Here is a 20,034-nt window from a genome sequence, read left to right as displayed (position 1 = left end):
GGCCACGAGCTGAGGAGGCCGGGGTGCGGACGTCCTTCCTGCGCCGGCTGGTGCCTCACCTCGTCCTGATCCCCTTCTCGCTCGCCATCGTGCTGCCCCTGCTCTGGCTCCTGCGCGTCAGCCTCACCGACAAGCGGACCGCCTACCAGATCCCGCCCGAATGGACGCAGCCGCATCTCGGCAACTATGTCGAGATTTTCACGGCCTACCCGTTCGCCACCTGGTTCGCGAACAGCCTGACCGTGGCGCTGGTCTCCACGGCGATCGCCATGCCGCTGGCGACCATGGTGGCCTTCGCGTTCGCCCGCTACGACACCGGCGGGGCGCCCCTGCGCCTGTCGATCCTGGCCAGCCAGATGCTGCCGCCGATCGTGATGGTCCTGCCGCTGTTCGCGGTGTTCCTCAGCATCGGCCTGTTGAACAGCCGCTCGGCGGTGATCATCGCCCATGTCGGCATGAACCTGCCGTTCCTGGCCTGGATGCTGATCGCGTTCTTCGAGGGCGAGGTCCGCCAGCTCGAGGAGGCCGCCCGGATCGAGGGCGCCACCCGCTTCCAGGCGTTCTGGAAGGTGGCGGTGCCGGTGGCCGCGCCCGGACTGCTCGCGGCCAGCCTGCTCGCCTTCATCATGTCCTGGAACGAGTTCCTGTTCGCGCTGATCCTGACCGGCAAGAGCACCGCCACGCTGCCGGTCGGCCTGTCCACGCTGGACACCCATCGCGGCGTCGAGATCGCCCTGCTGGCCGCCGCCAACATGGTGGCGATCCTGCCGGTGTTCCTGCTGATGCCGTTCCTCAAACGTTACCTGATCAAGGGTCTATCGCTCGGTGCACTAAAGTAGAGCCTTCTCCGAACAACGACCTGGAGCCGTCATGAAGAAACTCCTGCTTGCCACCAGCATGCTGATCGCGTCGAGCTTCGCCGCCGATGCCCAGACCATCAACATCCTGATGGAAGGCGTGCCGGACACCAACTACGTCCAGCAGATGCTTCCCGAGTTCAAGGAGAAGACAGGGATCGACGTCCAGCTGGAGGTCGTGAACTACGCCGAGATGCACACCAAGCTGGTCCCGCAGCTGGTGGCGCCGGAAGGCTCCTACGACGTGATCATCGTGGACTTCTACTGGGTCGGCGAGTTCGCCAAGGCCGGCTGGCTGCAGCCGCTGGACGAGCGCCTGGCGGCGGACGGCATCGACACCTCCCGCTACATCCCCTCGATCATGAACCTGACCGGCACGGTCGACGGGCAGACCCTGATGCTGCCCTTCTACAACTACGCGATGGGCCTGACCTACCGCACCGACCTGCTCGAGGACCCCAAGCACCAGGAGGCGTTCAAGGCCAAGTACGGCCGGGACCTGAAGGTGCCGACCGAGTGGCAGGAATATCTCGACCAGGTGAAGTACTTCTCCGAGGACGCCGGGATCGAGGGCTTCACCGGGGTGGTGAATCAGGGACAGCGCCCCGATCCCATCGCCATGGAATGGTCGAACTATTTGTTCGCCCGCGGCGGCCGCTACTACGACGAGGCGACCTGGCAGCCGACCCTGGCGACGCCGGAAGGCATCCAGGCGCTGGAGGACTACCGCGACAACATCCAGAAGTACGGCCCGATCGGCGCTGCCAACTTCAGCTTCGACGACGCCTTCAACGTCGCCGCCCAGGGCAAGGCCTACAGCTACCTGACCTTCAACATGTTCCGGCCGGTCTACGACGACCCGGCCAGCTCGCAGGTGGTCGGCAAGATGGAGATCGCCCCGGTGCCGGGTGGCGGGCTGAACGGGTCCTGGGGCTGGGCGATCCCGAACTCTTCGCCGGATCCGGAGGCGGCCTGGGAGTTCATCAAGTTCATCGAGAGCCCGGAAATCGCCAAGAAGCGCGCCGCGCTGGGTGGCGCCGCGACCCAGGCGGCGGTGTTCGAGGACCAGGAGCTGATCGACAAGTACACCTACTATCCGCAGCTGAAGGAGTTGCTGGAGAGCTCCCACAACTTCCCGGTCTTCACCTACACCCCGCAATTCGTCGAGGTGCTGGGCCGCGAGCTGAGCCTGGCGGTGACCGACGGCAAGGATCCCAAGGAAGCCCTGGAAACCGTCGACCGGGAGTTCGCGGAGCTCCTGAAGAAGGACGGCAAGCTGCAGTGACGAGAGGGCTGTCCATTCCAGGGGCAGCCCCTCCCTCGACGAGCGCAACCCAGGCCGGGAGCGGCCTTCCCGCTTCCGGCCACCCTAGCTAGACGGCCCTTTATGACCGCGATCGCACGGCGTGACCGGCGGTTCGGCCTTGTCATGTCCGCCCCGGGTCTCCTGGCGCTCATGCTGGTCGTGCTGTTCCCGGTGTTCTTCACGCTCTGGACGAGCGTCTCCGACTTCACCCTGCTCAAGCCCAGCAACGACGCGTTCGTCGGGCTCGCCCACTACGCCAATGCGTTCGACAGCGCCGAGTTCCTGCATACGCTGACGGTGACGCTGTCCTTCGTCCTGGCGGTCGTGGCGCTGGAGTTCCTGATCGGGTTCGCGGCGGCGCTGGCGCTGGACAAGGTCGAGCACGGCAAGACCTTCTACTATGTGGTGCTGCTGTTCCCGCTCCTGATGAACCCGGTGGTGGTCGGGCTGATCTGGAAGATGTTCCTGCACCCGACGCTGGGCATCGTGAACTACGTGCTGAGCCTGGTGGGCCTGGGGCCGGTCGACTGGCTGGGCACCCCGGACAACGCGTTCATGACGGTGGTGCTGGTCGACATCTGGCACCAGGTCTCGTTCATGGTCGTCCTCCTGCTGGCCGGCCTGGCGGCCCTGCCCAAGGAGCCCTACGAGGCGGCAAGGCTGGAAGGCGCGGGCACGATCCGCTGCTTCTTCTGGCTGACCCTGCCCCTGATGCGCCCGGTGATCGTGGTGACGCTGCTGATCCGGCTGATCTTCGCGGTGAAGACCTACGACCTGATCTACATCATGACCCGGGGCGGGCCCGGGCAGGCGACCGACCTGGTCAGCTACTTCATCTACCGCCAGGCCTTTGTCGGCCTCGACATCTCGCAGGCCAGCGCCATGGCGGTGATCCTGCTGCTGGCCGTCCTGTTCCTCACCGCCTGGCTCCACCGCTACATGCGCTCGCTGGCCCAATGACATGACCGAAATCCGCCTCGCCAACGTCACCAAGACCTATGCCGGCGGCCAGACCGCCGTGGACCGGGTCGACCTCACCATCCGGGACGGCGAGTTCTTCGTTCTCCTGGGGCCGTCGGGCTGCGGCAAGTCGACCACGCTGCGGATGATCGCCGGCCTGGAAGCGATCTCGTCGGGAGATTTGTTCATCGGCGAGCGCCGGATGAACGATGTCGATCCTAAGGACCGCGACCTGGCCTTTGTGTTCCAGAACTACGCCCTGTTCCCGCACCTGACCGTGCACGGCAACCTGACCTTCGGCATGAGGCTGCGCGGTGTCCCCGCCCCGGAGCAGCAGAGCCGGCTGGCGGAGGTCGCCGGCATGCTTGGGCTCGGCCCCTACCTGGACCGCAAGCCCGGCCAGCTGTCCGGCGGGCAGCGCCAGCGCGTCGCCCTTGGCCGGGCACTCCTGCGCGACCCGATCGCGTTTCTCCTGGACGAGCCGCTTTCCAACCTCGACGCCAAGCTGCGCGCGCAGATGCGCACCGAGCTGGTCAAGCTGCACCGCCGGGTCGGCCGGACGATCATCCACGTCACCCATGACCAGATCGAGGCCATGACCATGGCCGACCGGATCTGCATCATGCATGATGGCAAGGTTGCCCAGGTGGGCGCGCCGATGGACGTCTACCGCAATCCCGCCGACACCTTCGTCGCAACCTTCACCGGCAGCCCGTCCATGAACCTGATCCCCGGGCGGATCGAGGACGGCCTTGTGCATTTCGCCGGCACCAGCCTGCCCTTCCAGGCCCAGGCCCGCTCAGGTCCGGTCACGGCAGGGTTCCGGCCGGAAGATCTCAGCCTGGAGCCGCGGCCGGACGGCCTGCCGATCCAGGCGAGCGTGGTCGCCGTGGAGACCCTGGGCGCCGACGCGATCCTGGTGGCGGGCCTGAAGGAGGGCCAGGAGATCGAGATGCGGGTGCCGGCCGAGACCCGCCTGCCCCCCGGCAGCGCCGTCACCATCCATCTCGACCCGGACCGCCTCCGCCTGTTCGACGTGAAGACGACCCGGGCGATCCCGCGCCACGTCTAGCCGGTAGGCGGGGAGCCGGGGGGGACGCCACCTGTTCTCATGGAAGTACCTCATCCTCCGGCAGCGGCGGCTTGCTCTTGCCGGGAGGCCGAGGTGGTCCAGGAGCAAAGATGAACCCGCTCAAGACGCTGCTGGCAGGCCGGCTGCCCAAGCATTACCGGCCTCGTCCCCATCGGAACATGTCGCCCGGCGTGGCGCCCGCCCTCGCCGCCACGGCCGCGGCCCTGGGAGCGATGGCGCTCTACAACCACCTCAAGGCGCGCCAGGCCGAGCGCGACCACCCGCCCGGCGGCCGCTTCGTGGAGGTGGACGGAGTCCGCCTGCACTATGTCGAGCGCGGCAGCGGCCAGCCGGTCGTGATGCTGCACGGCAACGGCTCGATGGCGAGGGATTTCGAGCTCAGCGGACTCGTCGACCTGGCAGCCGGGCGCTACCGGGTGATCGCCTTCGACCGTCCGGGCTATGGCTACAGCGAGCGACCGCGCGACCGGATCTGGACGCCCTCGGCGCAGGCGCGCCTGCTGGCGAAGGCATTCCGGCAACTGGGCGTCGAGCGTCCCGTGGTCGTCGGCCACTCCTGGGGCACGCTGGTGACCATGGCGCTGGCCACCGAGCATCCGACCGTGATCCGCGGCGTGGTCCTCCTGGCGGGCTATTATTTCCCGAGCCTGCGCCGGGATGTTCCCCTCGGTTCCGGCCCGGCGATCCCGATCCTGGGGGACATCCTGCGCTACACGATCGCCCCGATCATCGGCCGGATGCTGGCGCCCGGGCTGATCCGGAAGGTGTTCGCACCCTCTCCTGTCCCAGATTCGTTCCAGGCCTTCCCGGTGGAGCTGTCCCTGCGTCCCTCGCAGCTGCGCGCCAGCGCGGAGGAGACTGCCATGATGGTTCCGGCCGCCGCTTCCCTGGCGCGGCGCTACAAGGAGCTGGCGATCCCGGCGGTGGTGCTGTGCGGCACCGGCGACCGCATCGTCGACTTCCACGGCCAGTCGGAGCGCCTGGCCCAGGTGCTGGCGCAGGGCAGCATCGAGCCGATCGCGCCGGGCGGGCACATGATCCATCATCTCGTGCCGGAGCAGGTCATGGCAGCCATCGACAAGGCCGCCGGCTGACCCGCGCCAGACGCTGGGGGGGATCGCGGGCCTGCTGGGGCCGGCGCAGGACAGGAGGCGTGCCGACGTGCTGTCGCGATGGAAATGGGTATTCATCCGCTATGCGCGGAAGCTCTGGGTGCGGGCCTTCCTGTTCGCCCTGGTAGGCATCATCAGCGCGCTTGCCGCCATCGTCCTGAGCCCGATCCTGCCGGTCGGCTGGGCCAGCAAGATCGGCGCCGACGCCATCGACAACATCCTGGAGATCCTGGCCTCCAGCATGCTGGTGGTCGCAACCTTCTCTTTGTCCACCATGGTGTCGGCCTACGCCGCCGCTTCCAGCGGCACGACGCCCAGGGTCGTCAAGCTGCTGATGGCCGACACCCACAGCCAGAACGCGATCGCGACCTTCATCGGCGGGTTCCTCTACAGCCTGGTCGGCATCATCGCCCTCAGCACCGGGCTGTACGGCGAGGCCGGGCGGATCGTGCTGTTCTTCGTCACGATCCTGGTGGCCGGCTTCATCGTGGTGACCTTCATCCGCTCGATCGACCATGTATCCCAGCTCGGGCGGGTCGGCGATTCGATCGACCGGGTGGCCGCGACCGCGGTCCAGGCGATGGATGACCGCCGCGAGAACCCCTACCTGGGCGGTCGCCCCCTGGCCGGCCGGCCCCGTCCCCACCATCCGGTCCGGCTCGAGAAGATCGGCTATGTCCAGCATCTCGACATGGCGGCGCTGCAGCGCCTGGCGGAGGAGGTCGAGGGCGAGATCCATGTCGATGCGCTGCCGGGCCGGCTCGTCGATCCGTCGCGCCCGGTGCTATGGACGAATTTCGAGCTGGACGACGCGCAGCACCAACGCCTGCACGACGCCTTCTCCGTCGACACGCACCGATCCTATGACCAGGACCCGCGGTTCGGGGTGATCGTGCTGGCGGAGATCGCCTCGAAGGCGCTCTCGCCCGGGGTGAACGATCCCGGGACGGCGATCGCGGTGATCGCCGCCCTGGTCGGGGTCCTGGCGCGCTGGACCTGCCCGGTCGAGGAGCCGGAGCTCTACTTCGACCGCATCTATGTGCCGCCGATCCTGGTCGACGACCTGTTCGACGATGCGTTCGCGGCGATCGGCAACGATTGCGCCAGTTCGGTGGCGGTCGGGGTCAGGCTGCAGAAGGCCCTGCTGGCCCTGGCCCGGACTGGCGACGACGCCTACCGCCGGGCCGCCCGGCACCAGTCGACCATGGCGCTGGCGCGGGCGCGCCTAGCCCTGTCGCTGCCCGAGGACAACACCAGGCTGGCGGAGGTCGCGGCCCAGATCCCCGAGCCCAAAACCGGCGCCTGAGGACCGAACAACTAGGGGCTACACCCCATCTCACTGCGGTCCGCCTCAAAGCGGCGGGCGAGGGTCCGTTCCGACATCCCGAGTTCCCGGCCCGATGCCCCCGGCCCGCGCAGGTCGGTCCGGTCAGCGTCGAGCGCCTCGCACAGCGCCGTCAGGGATGATCCCCCACGTGGCCAAGGAAGAAGCGCCCGGGAGGGCACGCGCACGCCGGAGCCGGTCGAGGATCAGGTCGATCACGCGGCTGGCATAGCCGTCACGATCCTCGTCCCCTTCGATCTGGGTAGCCTCGACGATCAGCGCGTTGAGCAGCGGCGTGTCGCCGAACATCGTCGGTATCGCCGGAAGGTCGCGGCCAGTCTCGTCGGCGATCCAGAGGCTGCGGAACTCTGCGCCGAGCAGTGATCCCACCCGGCGCCGCAGGCCGGTCGGCAGCCAGACGGTCTGCTCCGGCGAGATCATGAAGGGGCGCCCCTCCACGGCCACGGTCAGCACGCCGGAGATCGCTTACACCATCTGGTTCCAGCGGTGCAGGTACTCCGGATCGCCTGGGCACGGACGGTGGTCGGCCGGGGCGGCGCCAGGCCAGCTGGCGTCTCGATCACCTTCCATGTGAGAGCGGTGCGGGCGAGGATGCGGGAAGGTTGATCGCGGAGTGGCTGCCGGGCTACGACCGCACCGCTTCCCTCCACGGCCACATCGCCTGCCACGCGGCCCTCGGCGCCCTGGAGCGTGGCGACCCGGAGGGGGCCCTCGTGATCTATGCCGACCATATCCAGCCGTCGGTCTCTGCCGGAATGCCGGTCAACGCGGTCAGCGACACCGCCGCGTTCCTTTGGCGGCTCCAGGCCTGTGGCCACACCGCGCCGACGGGTCTGTGGGAGGAGGCGGCGGCGACTGGCAATCGGGCCGCGGTTGAGCAGCGCGTGGAGGCGCTGGGGGATCTGGTCCAGGCGGGCGCCCTGGCCGCGGGGCCGGTGGTGCCCGCCATCTGCCGGGCGGCCCTCGCCTTCGCCGAGGAAGACCATGCGGGCTGCGCGCGTATCCTGGAGCCGGTCGCGGCCGAAATCGTGCGCATCGGTGGCAGCGGCGCCCAGCGCGAGATGATCGAGGACATGCTGCTCCTCGCCCTGATGCGGAGCGGCGAAGCCGTGAAGGCCCGTGCCCTTCTCGACCGTCGCCTGCATCGCCGCCCGTCGCCGCGCGACATGCATTGGCAAAGCCTTCTGGCTGTTTGAGGAAACCATGTCCTACACGAACGCCGGCGCCGCAGCCGGACCGTCAGCCAGCGCCGCCTACCGGTATGAGCGGGGCAACGTCCTGAGACTGGCGGTCGCGCAGGCCATGGCCGGGGCGAACTCGACCATCGTCTTCGCGACGGGCGCCATCGTCGGCAACTCGCTGGCGCCAAGCCCGGCGCTGGCCACGCTGCCCATCTCCATCTTCGTGGTGGGCATGGCGGCCTGCACCTTGCCTGCTGGCGCCGTTGCCCGCCGCCACGGCCGCCGGGCCGCCTTCCTGGCGGGAACCGGCGGCGGAGTGCTTGCCGGCTTGGTGGCGGCCCTGGCGGTGGTGCTGGGTTCCTTCTGGCTGTTCTGTGCTGCGACCTTCTTCGGCGGAGCCTATGCCGCCGTGGTCCTCTCCTTCCGCTTCGCCGCCGCCGATTGCGCGCCGCCGGAGCGGCGTCCGCGCGCCTTGTCCGCCGTCATGGCGGGCGGGGTATTCGCCGGGGTCATCGGACCGCAGCTGGTCACCTTCACCATGGACCTGTGGCCGCCCTACCTGTTCGCCGTCACCTTCTTGGCCCAGGCCGCCGTGGCCGCGGTCTCCGCTGTCCTCCTGCTGGGCATCCGGCTGCCGATGCCGACAGCGGCGGAGGTCGCCGGCGGCCGTCCGCTCCAGATCATCGTGCGCCAGCCCCGCTTCGTCACCGCGGTGGTCTGCGGGGTGGTCTCCTACCTGCTCATGAACTTCCTGATGACGGCCGCACCCCTGGCCATGCAGATGTGCGGCCTCTCGCAAGAATCGGCCAATCTCGGCATCCAGTGGCACGTGATCGCCATGTACGGTCCCAGCTTCTTCACCGGGCGGCTGATCACGCGCTTTGGCGCGCCGCGCGTGGTGGCGGCCGGGCTGGCGCTGACGGCCGCCTCGGCGGCGGTCGGGCTGCTGGGGATGGAGGTCGCGCATTTCTGGCTCACCCTGATCCTGCTCGGCGTCGGCTGGAACTTCGGCTTCGTGGGCGCCTCGGCCATGGTGCTGGAATGCCACCGTCCCGAGGAGAAGACGCGGGTGCAGTCGCTCAACGACTTCATCGTGTTCGGGACCATGGCGTTCGGGTCGTTCCTGTCCGGCGGCCTGCTGACGGCCTATGGCTGGAACACGGTCCTCTGGCTGTCGTTCGCTCCCCTCGTCCTTGCGGTGGCGGCACTCGTGCTGGCCGCGATGGTGCGGCCGAACCCACCGGCCCATGCGCCCGGACCGTCCAGCTAGTGCCACACGCCTCCATCCAGGCGATCGCGGGTGTACAGCCAGCGGTCGACCCAATGGGCCGGACGGTCCAGCCGGTCGCCCACCATGCGGCAGATCTCGTTGAACATGGCATAGTCCTGGCGGCACAGCCCGGTGCCCGCCGGCTGGTGCTGGACCAGCCCGAACCGCTCCAGCGCCCGCCAGGCATGCCGGTCGATCGCGGCGAACCGGTCGGGATCGGTCCATGCCAGCACCGCCGAGGCTGCGAACAGCGAGACGCCCGGCAGGCCGTCCAGGCAGGCGAGCGCCTCCAGGGGCCGGGCGCGCCGGGCGAACGCCGCCCTGGTCGCCATCCGGACCTGCTCTTCGTTCAGGCGCTGCCAGTGCCGCATCGGGCAGCTCTCCAGGCAGTCGAGCAGATGGGTCAGCTCGCGCCAGGTCAGGAATCCCTTGCGGGCGCTCTTCTGCCCGAAATCCAGCACCGCCCGGTGCCGCTCGTCGATCTCGACGATGTGGGGATTGGTTGAGACTTCGTTAATCAGGCTTTCCATGGCTCTACCCCGTCTCAGCTCGGCAGGAGCATCCAGGATAGCCGAACCCGGGGCCCTCCTCATGGAAGTGGCGCAGCGGGCCTGCGCACGCCGGTATGGTGGCAGTCAGAATCGCCGCAGGGTGAGGCCGCCATCCACCGCGATCACCTGCCCGACCGTGTAGGGAAGGTCGCCGGCCGCCAGGGTCGCGATGCAGCGCCCCACCTCCCCGGCCTCGCCCCAGCGCGGCACCGGCGCACCGTCGGCGGCGAAGAAGGCATCGTATTTCTCGGTGGAGGGCGCGGTCATCGGGGTCTTGATGATGCCGGGGCGCACCTCGTAGACGCCGATGCCGTGGGCGGCCAGGCGGGTGGCGAACAGCTTGGCGACCATGCTCGCCCCGGCCTTGCTCACGCAGTATTCGCCCCGGTTGATCGATACCGCCTCGGCATTGCTGGAACTGACCACCACGATCGAGCGGTGATGGTCCGCCAGAGGCTGGCTGGCCAGCAGGTGGCGGGTGAAGCACTGCAGCAGGAAGAACAGGCCGCGGGTGTTGACGTCGATGCAGCGGTCAAAGCTCTCGGCGCTCACCTGGAGCAGGTCGCCGCGCACCATCACCGAGACGCCGGCATTGGCGACCAGGCAGTCCAGCCGGCCAAAGCAGCCGAGCGCGTCGTGCAGGAGGCGCTCATGGTCCTCGATGGCCGCGACGTCGCCCTGCACCGCGGCCGACTGCCCGCCCGCGGCCTCCACCAGGGCGGCGGACTCCTGCAGGTCGTCGTCCCGGGTTCGTTCGTGCAAAACCAGGTCGTAGCCGCGCCTGGCCAGGGCCACCGCCGCGGCCTGGCCGATGCCCCGGCCGGAACCGGTGACCAGGGCGACCGGGCGGGCGGTCACGACACCGCCCCCTTCAGCAGCTCGCGGGCGATGATGGTGCGCTGGATCTGGTTGGTGCCCTCGTAGATCTGGCAGATCTTGGCGTCGCGGTAGAGCCGCTCGACCTCGTAGCCCTTCACGTAGCCGCTCCCCCCGAACACCTGGATCGCATCGGCCGAACGGGCGACCGCGACGTCGCCTGCCATGCACTTGGCCATCGAGCAGGCCATGTTGGCGGCCGGATCGCCGTTCTCCAGCTTCACCGCCGCGTCCCAGGTGAGCAGGCGCGCCGCCTGGATGTCCTTGGCCATGTCGGCCAGCAGCCATTGCAGGCCCTGGAACTCGGCAATCGGCTGGCCAAACTGGCGGCGCTGCCGTGCCTGGACCAGCGCCGCGTCCAGCCCGGCCTGGGCGATGCCCACCGCCAGGGCGGCGATGCCCACCCGGCCCTTTTCCAGCACGCTCATCATGATGTGGAAGCCGCGCCCTTCCGGCCCCAGCAGGGCGTCCTCGGGCAGCTCGACCCCGTCGAAATGGAGCGCTCCCACCGGCGAGCCGCGCTGCCCCATCTTGTGTTCCTTCCCCCCGCGGGAGAAGCCGGGACTGTTCGCGTCGACGATGAAGATGCTCATGCCGCGGTGGCCGGCGTTCTTGTCGGTTCGCGCCAGGACCACCGCGAAGTCGCACACCGGGGCGTTATGGATCCAGAGCTTGCCGCCGTCCAGCCGCCATCCGCCGGGCGTGCGGGTCGCCTGGGTGCGGATGCCGGAAACGTCGGTGCCGGCATCCGCCTCGGTGATGCCGTAGGCCGGGCGCAGCTCGGCCTTCAGGGCCGGGGTCAGCCAGCGGCGGCGCTGGGCGTCGGTGCCGTAGCGGGTGAACAGCGTGCCGATCAGCTCCAGCAGCCCGCACTGGTCGGCGACCGAGGCATAGCCCTTGGAAAGTTCCTCCATCACCACCGCGTAGGACAGGACGTCCATCCCCGCGCCGCCATGCTCGGACGGCACGGTGATGCCGAACAGTCCGAGCTCGGCCATCTGGGCGTAGATCTCCGCCGGGAAGCGCTCGGTCTCGTCCAGTTCGTTCGCCACCGGGCGGATCACCTCGGTGGCGAAGCGGCGGACCGCGTCCTGAACCTCACGATGTTGCTCGCCCAGCATGTCCGCCTTCCCCCGATCGTTGGCCGCGTAAGTAACTAGATGGTTATTTGGACCGATCTGCGGCGTCATGCAAGCAGGCAACGGATTGCCGGCAGGCCGCCGCTCCCCCAGAACACGGAGCGCTGTGCTGCGGGAGGTTGCAGGCGATGGTGACGGGTGAGGTGCAACGGGTCGGCCTGTTCCAGCCGGTGACGGCCGGCCTGCTCGCCGCGATCGTGGGCTTCGGCAGCTCGTTTCCGATCGTGCTGCAGGGCCTGGCCGCCGCCGGCGCCAGCCCGGCCGAGGCCGCTTCCGGCCTGATCGCGCTCTCGGTGGTGATGGGCCTGCTCGCCATCGCCTTGAGCCTGCGCTCGCGCCTGCCGGTCTCGGTGGCCTGGTCGACCCCCGGGGCCGCCCTGCTGGTCTCGACCGGCATGCCGGAAGGCGGCTTCGCCAGCGCGGTGGGCGCCTTCCTGGTGGCGGCCCTGCTGATCGTGGCGGCGGGGGTGTGGAAGAGCTTCGGCCGCGCGGTGGCCGCCATCCCGGCCTCGCTCGCCAACGCCATGCTGGCAGGCGTGCTGCTCGACCTGTGCCTGGCGCCCGTGCGCGCCGCCGGCACCATGCCGGCCCTGGCCCTGCCGATCATCCTGGTCTGGGCGCTAGCCTGGCGCTTCGCCCGGCTCTACGCGGTGCCGATCGCGGTGGTGGTCACCGCCGTGATCGTGCTGGTCGCCACCCCGGTCCCGGCCGGGGCCCTGCACGACATCATGCCGCGCCTGGTCCTGGTGACCCCAAGCTTTTCCCTGGACGCCCTGGTCGGGATCGCCCTGCCGATGTTCCTGGTGACCATGGCCTCGCAGAACGTGCCGGGCCTGGCGGTGCTGCAGGCGAACGGCTACCGGCCGGACGTGGCCCCGATCTTCGTGTCGAGCGGGCTCGCCAGCATGATCACCTCCCTGTTCGGCGGCCATCTGGTGAACCTGGCGGCGATCACCGCCGCCCTGTGCGCCGGCCCGGAGGCCCATCCCGACCCGTCCCGGCGCTGGATCGCCGCGGTCACCAACGGGGTCGGCTACGTGCTGCTCGGCCTGTTCGCCGGCTTTGCCGCCGCCTTCATCGCCGCCTCGCCGCCCTTGCTGATCCAGGCCGTGGCCGGCCTGGCCCTGCTGGGTGCCTTGGCCGGCGCCATCTCCGCGGCGCTGGCCAAGGAGGCCGAGCGGATCCCCGCGATCCTGACCTTCGTCACCACCGCATCGGGTGTATCCTTCTTCGGGATCGGCGGCGCGTTCTGGGGGCTCCTGGCCGGCGGCGCCATGCTGGCGCTGGCCAGGAGCGGCCGACACTGAGCCGCTCGGTCCTCTTGTCGAACTTCGCGCAAGTATGTAACCAGATAGTTCATTAGAACGAGCCGGAAGCAGGGAGCTGGCCTTGGACAAGCGGATCGACGCCGACGCGGTGGCGGCCACGATCGAGGATGGCGCCACCCTACTGCTCGGTGGCTCGGGCGGTGGGCTGGTCGAGCCGGACCTGGTGCACGCCGCGATCGAGCGGCGCTTCCTGGCGACCGGCCATCCACGTGACCTGACCATCGTCCATGCGCTGGGCATGGGCGACCACAAGCAGGCCGGCACCAACCGCTTCGCCCATGAGGGCATGGTCCGCCGCGTGATCGGCGGCCACTGGTCCTGGTCGCCCAGGATGCAGGCGCTGGCCGAGGCGGACCTGATCGAGGCCTTCGTGCTGCCGGCCGGCTGCATCGCGCTGCTCAACCGCGAGATCGGCGCCGGCCGTCCGGGCCTGATCACCCATGTGGGCCTGGGCACCTTCGCCGATCCGCGCGAGCTGGGCGGAGCGGTCAACGAGCGCGCCCGGCGCTCGGGCCACAAGCTGGTCGAGCTGATCGAGATCGGCGGCGAGGAGAAGCTGCGCTACCTGCCGTTCAAGGCCGACATCGGCATCGTGCGCGGCTCGATCGCCGACCCTGCCGGCAATGTCAGCTTCGTCCACGAGGCTGCCGACATCGACGCGGTGAGCGTTGCCACCGCCGCCCATGCCTGCGGCGGCCGGGTGATCGCCCAGGTCCGCGAGACGGTGCCGCGCCACCAGTTCCCGGCCCGCCAGGTGACGCTGCCAGGCATCCTGGTCGACCATGTCGTGGTCCACCCCGAGCAGCGCCAGACCTATCTGGGCGGCTATGATCCGGCGATCAGCGGCGAGATCCTCCGCCCGCCGGGCGAGGCGCACCTGGACGAGAAGCCGGTGCCGGGACCCCGGCTGATCATCGCCAAGCGAGCCGCCCTGGAGGCCCGCGCCGGCGCGTCGGTCAATTTTGGCTACGGCATCCCCGGCACCATCCCGGGCGTGCTGCGCGAGCGCGGCCTGATGCACACGCTGTGGGTGACCGTCGAGCAGGGCATCCACAACGGCGACCTCTACGACGACATCCTGTTCGGCGCGGCCCGCTATCCCGAGGCGATCGTCAGCTCGACCCGCCAGTTCGACTTCTATTCCGGCGGCGGGATCGACGTGGCGTTTCTCGGCATGGGCGAGTTCGACCAGGCCGGCAACGTCAATGTCAGCCGGCTCGGCACCAAGGTGGTGGGGCCTGGCGGCTTCGTCGACATCAGCCAGAACGCCAAGGAGGTCGTGTTCTGCGGGACCTTCGACGCCAAGGGCACCCGCTACCGCTACGAGCCCGGCCGGATCGTGCTGGAAGCGCCGGGCCAGGTGCGCAAGTTGGTGGAGCATGTCCGCGAGGTCTCGTTCTCCGGCCGCTATGCGCTCCAGCGCGGCCAGACCATCCTCTACGTCACCGAGCGCGCCGTGTTCCGGCTCACGCCCGAGGGCATCGAGCTGGTCGAGGTGGCGCCCGGCATCGACGCCAGGCGCGACGTCATCGACCAGATGGACTTCGTGCCGACGGTGGCGGAGCCGCTGAAGACCATGCCGGAATCCGCCTTCCTCTAGGCATGCCGCACCCCGAACGCCCTCGACGCTGTCCGCTCCCAGGAGTCCCGCAAGCGTGAAGACCTACGACTACGTCATCGTCGGTGGAGGCAGCGCCGGCTGCGTTTTGGCCGCGCGCCTCTCCGAGCTGCCCGACATCCGCGTGCTGCTGCTGGAGGCCGGGCCGGCCGACCGCGATCCCTACATCCACATGCCGGTGGGCTTCTCCAAGATGACCGGCGGCCCGCTCACCTGGGGCTACACGACTGCCCCGCAAAAGCACTGCTACGATCGCGAGATCGTCTATGCGCAGGGCCGGGTGATCGGCGGCTCCAGTTCGATCAACGCCCAGGTCTACACCCGCGGCGCCCCGGAGGACTATGACCGCTGGGCAAAGGACGAAGGCTGCCCCGGCTGGTCGTTCGACGAGGTGAAGCCCCTGTTCGTCCGCGCCGAGGACAACGACACCTTTGCCGGGGACTGGCACGGCGTGGGCGGCCCCTTGGGTGTCTCGCAGCTCAACCCGCACCCGCTCACGCGCCGCTTCGTCCAGGCCTGCCAGCAGGCCGGCATCCCCTACAACCCGGACTTCAACGGCCCGAAGCAGGCAGGCTCCGGCGTCTACCAGACCACGATCCGGGGCGGGAAGCGCTGCTCGGCGGCGGTGGGCTACCTGAACCCGGCGCGCAGCCGGCCGAACCTGGACGTCATGACCGACTGCCGGATCACCCGGATCCTGGTGGAGCATGGCCGCGCGGTGGGCGTGCGCTTCCTTCACTTCAACAACGAGACCGTGGTGCGCGCCGAGCGCGAGGTGCTGGTCACGGCGGGCGCCATCGGCTCGCCCAAGCTTCTGATGCTGTCCGGGATCGGCCCGGCCGACGAGCTGAAGGCGCTCGGGATCGACCCGGTCCACGACCTGCCGGGCGTCGGCCGCAACCTGCACGACCATTACGGCACCGACGTCATCTACGAGCTGCACGAGCAGGTCAGCTTTGACCGCTACAAGAAGTGGCACTGGATGATGTGGGCCGGGCTCGAATACAAGCTGTTCGGCAAGGGCCCGGTGGCGTCCAACATCGTGGAGGGCGGCGCCTTCTGGTTCGCCGAGCAGGATGCGCCGCTGCCCGACATGCAGTTCCACTTCCTGGTGGGCGCCGGGGTCGAGGCGGGTGTGGCGGCGGTGCCGTCAGGGGCCGGCGTCACCATGAACAATTACTGCCTGCGCCCGCGCTCGCGCGGCTCGGTGACGCTGCGTTCGAGCGATCCTGCGGCCGCGCCGGTGATCGACCCGAACTACCTGGACGACCCCTACGATCTGAAGGTGTCGATCGAGGGCCTGAAGAAGATGCGCGAGATCATGGCGCAGCCGGCCTTCGCGAAGGTGGTCAAGCGCGGCCACCACCCGGAGGACATCCGCACCGACGCCGAGGCCGAGGAGTTCCTGCGCCGCTCCGGACGGACCTCCTACCACCCGGTCGGCACCTGCAAGATGGGCCAGGACGCGATGGCGGTGGTCGACCCGCAGCTGCGGGTACGCGGGCTGGACGGCCTGCGCGTGTGCGATTCCTCGATCATGCCGAGCATGGTGGGCTCCAACACCAACGCGCCGACCATCATGATCGGCGAGAAGGCGTCGGACCTGATCCGCGGCAACCGGAAGGCGGCCTAGTCCCGCAGCGCCGCCGGCAGCGCGCGCAGGCTGTCCAGGGTCACGAAGTCGGCGTCCGGATCGGGCGCCACCGCCTCGTGCGCCCAGGTCAGCTCGTAGGGGACGTGGAACGCCCGGGCGCCGATGGCGGCCACCGGCAGCACGTCGGAGCGCAGGGAGTTGCCGACCATCGCGAATTCCTCGATCGCCACGCCGTGGCGGTCCAGGAGGCGGCGGTAGGTCGCCTCGTCCTTCTCCGACACGATCTCGATCCGGTGAAAGCGCTCGGTCAGGCCGGAGCGGGCGATCTTGCTTTCCTGGTCGAACAGGTCGCCCTTGGTGAGCAGCCAGACCTCGTGGTCCTGGGCGTGCAAGGCTGCGATCACGTCCTCGGCGCCGTCGATCAACTCGACCGGATGCTCCAGCATCAGCCGGCCGAAGCGCAGGATCGCCTGGATGTCGGCCGTAGGGATCCGCCCGCCGGTCACCTCGATCGCGGTCTCGACCATCGACAGGACGAAACCCTTGATGCCGTAGCCATAGGTGCCGAGGTTGCGCCGCTCGGTCTCCAGGAGCTGCGCGTCGACCTCGTGGCCGGGCAGGTCGACATGGCGCAGGACCAGGTCGCGGAACCGGTCGTAGGAGGTCGAGAACATCGTCTCGTTGTGCCAGAGCGTGTCGTCGCCATCGAGCGCCACCACCCTGGGCGGAAAGGTCCGGGACTCGCGGGGCGTCATCGGCATTCTCCGGTGAGCATGGAAGGATTGCGCAATCTGACTCCGGCCTGGGCCAGGCGCATCAACAAGAAGCAGCCGAGCGATGCCGTGGCGCCGGTGAGCGCGGCGCCCGGCCAGCCCGCGGCGGTCACGCAGGCGGCGAACAGCGGCGGGCCGACCAGCGAGCCTGCCGCGCCGAACTGGGTCAGCAGCCCGTTGGCGCCGGCCATGCCGGCCTCGGAGCCCGCAGCCTGCGGCAGCATCGCGAACGCCAGGCCCGGGAAGATCCCGGAAATGCCGTTCAGGGCGATGGCGGCGCTGGCCACCAGGGCCAGGTCCGGCTGGTCGTGGAACACCAGGAACAGCATCGCCGCCGGCAGGAGGATCGCGACCGGGAGCAGGAGGCGGGCCTCACGGGGCCGGCGGCTGTGCCAGGCGGCCACGATGCTGCCCAGGAGGGTGACGAAGGCCGCGATCCCGGTGAGCAGACCCGCCAGCGCCGCGGATGCGCCGGCCCGCTCGACCAGAAAGGTCGGCAGCAGGGCCAGCATGCCGACCTCGAACATGGTATAGCAGCCGAACGCCGCCGCCAGCGCCCAGGCAGCCGCTCCCGGCCGTATCGCCTTGCCTGGCGCGGCCTCTCTCGCGGGCAGCCCGGGCAGCGCCAGGGTGACCAGCCAGGCCACGACGCCCGCAGCGCCTGCGCAAAGCAGGGCGGTCCGCCAGGAGAACAGCTCGGCGATGAAGCCGGACAGGATCGCGCCCAGCGCCAGGCCCACCGGCACGAAGCTGCTCCAGAGCGCCAGCGCCACGCTGCGCTGGTGGGGCCTGGCGGTGTGGAAGATCATCAGCGGTGCGGCGATCACGATGGCGAGATAGCCAAGGCTCTCCACCGCGCGCCAGGCCATCATCGCCAGCGGCGAGCCGGCCAGCGCCTCGCCGATCCCGGCACCCGCCAGCAGCGCGATGCCCCAAAGGAGCGTGCGCCGCCGGCCAAGCGTCGCCGCCAGCGTTCCGGCCAGGAGGCCCAGGGTCGCCCCGCCAAGCTCCAGGAGCGAGACCAGGGCCGCCGCCAGGGTCAGGCCCAGCGCCAGCTCGGCCTCGATCAGCGGCAGCAGCGCCGACATCTTGCCGAGCTGGGCTGCCGCCAGCACGCCGATGGCATAGAACCAGCCGATCCGGACCCAGTCCCCGATCATGGCCGCCGCAACTCCATCCACCTCGTCCCACGGGGGCTTTGCCATGGCCAGCCCTGCCGCGCAGCGCATAAGATATGCGCCTGTGCCAGGGCCGGCCGGCCGCTGGCGCAAGCACGAGACCCGTCATGGCGGGAGAAGGAAGATGGCAGCCATCGCCTGCGGCGACGCCTCGCGGCTCGGCCGCTCCCTGCGGACCTGGCGGATGCTGCGGCGGATGAAGCAGAGCCATGCCGCCGAGCTGCTTTGCGTCTCGCAGACCACGGTGTCGCGCTGGGAGAACGGCGTGCAGGCACCGGATCAGGGCGAGCAGACCCTGATCCGCGAGCTCTTGCAGGCCCGGCTGGACAGCGCCGCCGACCGGGAGCTGGCCCGGATGGTCCGCCACTCGACCGCGGCGGTGCACCTGGTGTGCGACCTGACCCACCGGCTCCTGGCCATCTCCCCTGCCCGCGAGCGCGCCTGCTCGGTGCCGGCGGCCGAGCTGATGGGGACCTCGCTCTGGCCCTATGCCAGCGACGAGATCGTCGCGGCCGAGGCGGAACTGGCGGGGCTCGGCTGGTTCGAGCCGGCGCCGCCTGCCGTCGAACTGCATACCGGCGCCAACCGCTCCAAGGTGATCCGAATCCGGGACAGCCGGCTGCGCTGGGTGCGCTTCCAGCTTTCCGACGGCAGCTACGCCCGGCTGACCGAGACCCTGGAGCCGGGCGAGGCCGCCTGAGCGGGAACCGGGGCACGGGTTTGCGCGCTCTGTCCCCGCAAGCTAGTCTTCGCGTCCAAGACGCTCGGGAAGGTGAACCGCATGATCCGCCATATCGTCCTGTTCAAGCTGCGCAAGGACCAGCGTGACGGCGCGCTGCAGAAGATCTTCGACGGGCTGGCCGGCCTGCGCCATTCGATCCCGGGCATGGTCGACTTCCACGGCAGCGAGAACTTCAGCCCCGAGGGCATGACCCGCGACTACACCCACGGCTTCACCATCGACTTCATGGATGTGAAGGCGCGCGACGCCTATCTGGTCGACCCGGAGCATAAGTCCCTGGGCGAGCAGTTGTGCGGCGTGGCCGAGGGCGGCAAGGACGGGCTTTTGGTGATGGACCTCAACCTGTCGGACGCCCACTGAACTTCAGGCGAGCAGGTGCCGGGTCGGCAGGTCCAGCCGTTCGGCGATGATGGCGCGGTGGCAGTGGTGCGGCTGCCGCTCGTAGCAGAGCAGGCAGCAGCGCCGCCCTGCCGCCAGCCCGCGCAGCATCTCGAACTCGTGGACTGCCTCCGGCGTTTCCATGTGCGCCTCGAAGATCCGGCGCAGCTCGTCGTAGCGGCCGCTGCGCGCGGCCAGCCGCCCCTGCGCCGGCGTGCCCAGCGCCCGCAGGTGCAAATACTCGATCCCGATCGCGGCCACCCCGGTCTTCAGGGCGTTCTTGGAAAAGCCGGCGCGGCGGGACGTGGACACGGCACGCACGTCGACCAGCAACTCGACGGCAGCGCCCTTCAGGGCGTCGAGCACGTCGCGCTGCGCCAGGCCCTCGTAGCCGACGGTGAAGACGGGTTCAGGCAATAGCGGTCTCCCCGCGGTGCGGATCACACATCGAGGTCGTCCAGCCTTCTCGCGCCGTGCAGGATCCGGACGACCTGAACCCCGTCGGCCACTGGCCGGTAGAGGATCAGGTACCGGCCGACGCGCCAGAAATGGGCGTCTGCGGCGATCTCCGGACGAGCGCGCCCGAGCAGCGGACGGTCGCTCAGCATCCGGCATGCCTGCTCGATCCTGGCGATCATGCGGAGCGCAGCTTCCGGATTGTCCAGGGCGATATAGTCGGCCAGTTCGGCAAGGTCGGCTTCCGCCGCGCGGGAGAAGCGGCAGGCCATGCCTT

Annotated in this window: 20 protein-coding genes and 1 pseudogene; 13 read left to right on the top strand and 8 right to left on the bottom strand. The window is 69.5% G+C overall.

The features are described from left to right. Positions 1–23 precede the first annotated feature (23 nt). The 6 genes from GEMRO_RS0116760 to GEMRO_RS0116735 all read left to right on the top strand — a co-directional run bounded on the left by GEMRO_RS0116760 (position 24) and on the right by GEMRO_RS0116735 (position 6,634). The gene (locus GEMRO_RS0116760; protein WP_051329151.1) at positions 24–839 is read left to right on the top strand and encodes a carbohydrate ABC transporter permease; all 816 of its coding nucleotides are present in this window, start codon (positions 24–26) and stop codon (positions 837–839) included. A 31-nt stretch (positions 840–870) separates the two neighbouring features. After that, positions 871–2,142 (top strand): ABC transporter substrate-binding protein, encoded by a 1,272-nt coding sequence (locus GEMRO_RS0116755; protein ID WP_027134931.1) that lies wholly within the window; start codon positions 871–873, stop codon positions 2,140–2,142. 102 nt (positions 2,143–2,244) lie between these two features. After that, complete coding sequence (locus GEMRO_RS0116750; protein ID WP_027134930.1) at positions 2,245–3,123, top strand: carbohydrate ABC transporter permease; 879 nt, start codon at positions 2,245–2,247, stop codon at positions 3,121–3,123. A gap of 1 nt (position 3,124) precedes the next feature. Then, positions 3,125–4,195, top strand: coding sequence for an ABC transporter ATP-binding protein (locus tag GEMRO_RS0116745; protein WP_027134929.1), 1,071 nt, complete (start codon positions 3,125–3,127; stop codon positions 4,193–4,195). A gap of 110 nt (positions 4,196–4,305) precedes the next feature. Then, positions 4,306–5,310, top strand: a complete 1,005-nt coding sequence (locus GEMRO_RS0116740; RefSeq protein WP_240476703.1) for an alpha/beta fold hydrolase — start codon at positions 4,306–4,308, stop codon at positions 5,308–5,310. Positions 5,311–5,377: 67 nt separating this feature from the next. Beyond that, positions 5,378–6,634: a DUF2254 domain-containing protein gene (locus tag GEMRO_RS0116735; RefSeq protein WP_027134927.1), complete on the top strand. Its 1,257-nt coding sequence runs from the start codon at positions 5,378–5,380 to the stop codon at positions 6,632–6,634. Between the two features lie 123 nt (positions 6,635–6,757). Here GEMRO_RS0116735 and GEMRO_RS34940 read toward each other — a convergent pair whose 3' ends face one another. Further along, positions 6,758–7,126 (bottom strand): cupin domain-containing protein, encoded by a 369-nt coding sequence (locus GEMRO_RS34940; protein ID WP_205625006.1) that lies wholly within the window; start codon positions 7,124–7,126, stop codon positions 6,758–6,760. A gap of 107 nt (positions 7,127–7,233) precedes the next feature. Between GEMRO_RS34940 and GEMRO_RS30135 the strand changes: the two are divergent. Further along, positions 7,234–7,869, top strand: a pseudogene (locus GEMRO_RS30135) (tetratricopeptide repeat protein); the annotation flags it as partial. A gap of 7 nt (positions 7,870–7,876) precedes the next feature. Further along, positions 7,877–9,124: an MFS transporter gene (locus GEMRO_RS0116720; RefSeq protein ID WP_027134926.1), complete on the top strand. Its 1,248-nt coding sequence runs from the start codon at positions 7,877–7,879 to the stop codon at positions 9,122–9,124. Here the strand turns inward: GEMRO_RS0116720 and GEMRO_RS0116715 are convergent. The 3 genes from GEMRO_RS0116715 to GEMRO_RS0116705 form a co-directional block, all read right to left on the bottom strand. Continuing rightward, positions 9,121–9,654 carry a hypothetical protein gene (locus GEMRO_RS0116715; protein ID WP_027134925.1) on the bottom strand — a complete coding sequence of 178 codons (534 nt, stop codon included), beginning with the start codon at positions 9,652–9,654 and terminating at the stop codon, positions 9,121–9,123. The two genes, GEMRO_RS0116720 and GEMRO_RS0116715, sit on opposite strands and share 4 nt — an antisense overlap. A gap of 105 nt (positions 9,655–9,759) precedes the next feature. Next, positions 9,760–10,533 (bottom strand): 3-ketoacyl-ACP reductase, encoded by a 774-nt coding sequence (locus GEMRO_RS0116710; protein WP_027134924.1) that lies wholly within the window; start codon positions 10,531–10,533, stop codon positions 9,760–9,762. After that, positions 10,530–11,672: an acyl-CoA dehydrogenase family protein gene (locus GEMRO_RS0116705; RefSeq protein ID WP_027134923.1), complete on the bottom strand. Its 1,143-nt coding sequence runs from the start codon at positions 11,670–11,672 to the stop codon at positions 10,530–10,532. The genes GEMRO_RS0116710 and GEMRO_RS0116705 overlap by 4 nt, the downstream gene beginning before the upstream one ends. Before the next feature lie 146 nt (positions 11,673–11,818). Between GEMRO_RS0116705 and GEMRO_RS0116700 the strand changes: the two genes are divergently transcribed. The 3 genes from GEMRO_RS0116700 (at position 11,819) to GEMRO_RS0116690 (ending at position 16,269) form a co-directional block, all read left to right on the top strand. Then, the gene (locus tag GEMRO_RS0116700; protein WP_051329635.1) at positions 11,819–12,997 is read left to right on the top strand and encodes a benzoate/H(+) symporter BenE family transporter; all 1,179 of its coding nucleotides are present in this window, start codon (positions 11,819–11,821) and stop codon (positions 12,995–12,997) included. Positions 12,998–13,079: 82 nt separating this feature from the next. Beyond that, the gene (locus tag GEMRO_RS0116695) at positions 13,080–14,618 is read left to right on the top strand and encodes an acyl CoA:acetate/3-ketoacid CoA transferase (RefSeq protein ID WP_035485478.1); all 1,539 of its coding nucleotides are present in this window, start codon (positions 13,080–13,082) and stop codon (positions 14,616–14,618) included. Positions 14,619–14,673: 55 nt separating this feature from the next. Then, positions 14,674–16,269 (top strand): GMC family oxidoreductase, encoded by a 1,596-nt coding sequence (locus GEMRO_RS0116690; protein WP_027134920.1) that lies wholly within the window; start codon positions 14,674–14,676, stop codon positions 16,267–16,269. On the opposite strand, the gene GEMRO_RS0116685 is transcribed toward GEMRO_RS0116690, so the two are convergent. Next, complete coding sequence (locus tag GEMRO_RS0116685; RefSeq protein WP_035487407.1) at positions 16,266–16,985, bottom strand: HAD family hydrolase; 720 nt, start codon at positions 16,983–16,985, stop codon at positions 16,266–16,268. The genes GEMRO_RS0116690 and GEMRO_RS0116685 overlap by 4 nt on opposite strands. Then, entirely contained in the window at positions 16,982–18,208 is a 1,227-nt protein-coding gene (locus tag GEMRO_RS0116680; protein WP_169728404.1) for an MFS transporter, read from the bottom strand. Before GEMRO_RS0116680 ends, GEMRO_RS0116685 begins: the two co-directional genes overlap by 4 nt. A gap of 97 nt (positions 18,209–18,305) precedes the next feature. On the opposite strand from GEMRO_RS0116680, the gene GEMRO_RS0116675 reads away from it, so the two are divergent. Both GEMRO_RS0116675 and GEMRO_RS0116670 read left to right on the top strand, forming a co-directional pair. Then, complete coding sequence (locus GEMRO_RS0116675) at positions 18,306–18,881, top strand: helix-turn-helix domain-containing protein (protein ID WP_035485475.1); 576 nt, start codon at positions 18,306–18,308, stop codon at positions 18,879–18,881. 81 nt (positions 18,882–18,962) lie between these two features. After that, entirely contained in the window at positions 18,963–19,283 is a 321-nt protein-coding gene (locus tag GEMRO_RS0116670; protein WP_027134916.1) for a Dabb family protein, read from the top strand. Positions 19,284–19,286: 3 nt separating this feature from the next. Here the strand turns inward: GEMRO_RS0116670 and GEMRO_RS0116665 are convergent, their stop codons facing one another. Next, the gene (locus GEMRO_RS0116665) at positions 19,287–19,718 is read right to left on the bottom strand and encodes a DUF488 domain-containing protein (RefSeq protein ID WP_027134915.1); all 432 of its coding nucleotides are present in this window, start codon (positions 19,716–19,718) and stop codon (positions 19,287–19,289) included. A 23-nt stretch (positions 19,719–19,741) separates the two neighbouring features. Further along, entirely contained in the window at positions 19,742–20,029 is a 288-nt protein-coding gene (locus tag GEMRO_RS0116660; RefSeq protein WP_027134914.1) for a type II toxin-antitoxin system RelE/ParE family toxin, read from the bottom strand. Between the last annotated feature and the right edge of the window lie 5 nt (positions 20,030–20,034).

The organism is Geminicoccus roseus DSM 18922, from assembly GCF_000427665.1.
GTDB lineage: Bacteria > Pseudomonadota > Alphaproteobacteria > Geminicoccales > Geminicoccaceae > Geminicoccus > Geminicoccus roseus.
The sequence above is the reverse complement of the archived record's forward strand: the minus strand, read 5'-3'. Positions and strand labels throughout refer to the sequence as shown.

Coding starts and splice junctions, on each gene's coding strand:
- GEMRO_RS0116755 (WP_027134931.1), top strand. CDS start 871: ATGAAGAAACTCCTGCTTGCCACCAGCATGCTGATCGCGTCGAGCTTC.
- GEMRO_RS0116750 (WP_027134930.1), top strand. CDS start 2,245: ATGACCGCGATCGCACGGCGTGACCGGCGGTTCGGCCTTGTCATGTCC.
- GEMRO_RS0116745 (WP_027134929.1), top strand. CDS start 3,125: ATGACCGAAATCCGCCTCGCCAACGTCACCAAGACCTATGCCGGCGGC.
- GEMRO_RS0116740 (WP_240476703.1), top strand. CDS start 4,306: ATGAACCCGCTCAAGACGCTGCTGGCAGGCCGGCTGCCCAAGCATTAC.
- GEMRO_RS0116720 (WP_027134926.1), top strand. CDS start 7,877: ATGTCCTACACGAACGCCGGCGCCGCAGCCGGACCGTCAGCCAGCGCC.
- GEMRO_RS0116715 (WP_027134925.1), bottom strand. CDS start 9,654: ATGGAAAGCCTGATTAACGAAGTCTCAACCAATCCCCACATCGTCGAG.
- GEMRO_RS0116705 (WP_027134923.1), bottom strand. CDS start 11,672: ATGCTGGGCGAGCAACATCGTGAGGTTCAGGACGCGGTCCGCCGCTTC.
- GEMRO_RS0116700 (WP_051329635.1), top strand. CDS start 11,819: ATGGTGACGGGTGAGGTGCAACGGGTCGGCCTGTTCCAGCCGGTGACG.
- GEMRO_RS0116685 (WP_035487407.1), bottom strand. CDS start 16,985: ATGACGCCCCGCGAGTCCCGGACCTTTCCGCCCAGGGTGGTGGCGCTC.
- GEMRO_RS0116680 (WP_169728404.1), bottom strand. CDS start 18,208: ATGGCAAAGCCCCCGTGGGACGAGGTGGATGGAGTTGCGGCGGCCATG.
- GEMRO_RS0116675 (WP_035485475.1), top strand. CDS start 18,306: ATGGCAGCCATCGCCTGCGGCGACGCCTCGCGGCTCGGCCGCTCCCTG.
- GEMRO_RS0116670 (WP_027134916.1), top strand. CDS start 18,963: ATGATCCGCCATATCGTCCTGTTCAAGCTGCGCAAGGACCAGCGTGAC.
- GEMRO_RS0116660 (WP_027134914.1), bottom strand. CDS start 20,029: ATGGCCTGCCGCTTCTCCCGCGCGGCGGAAGCCGACCTTGCCGAACTG.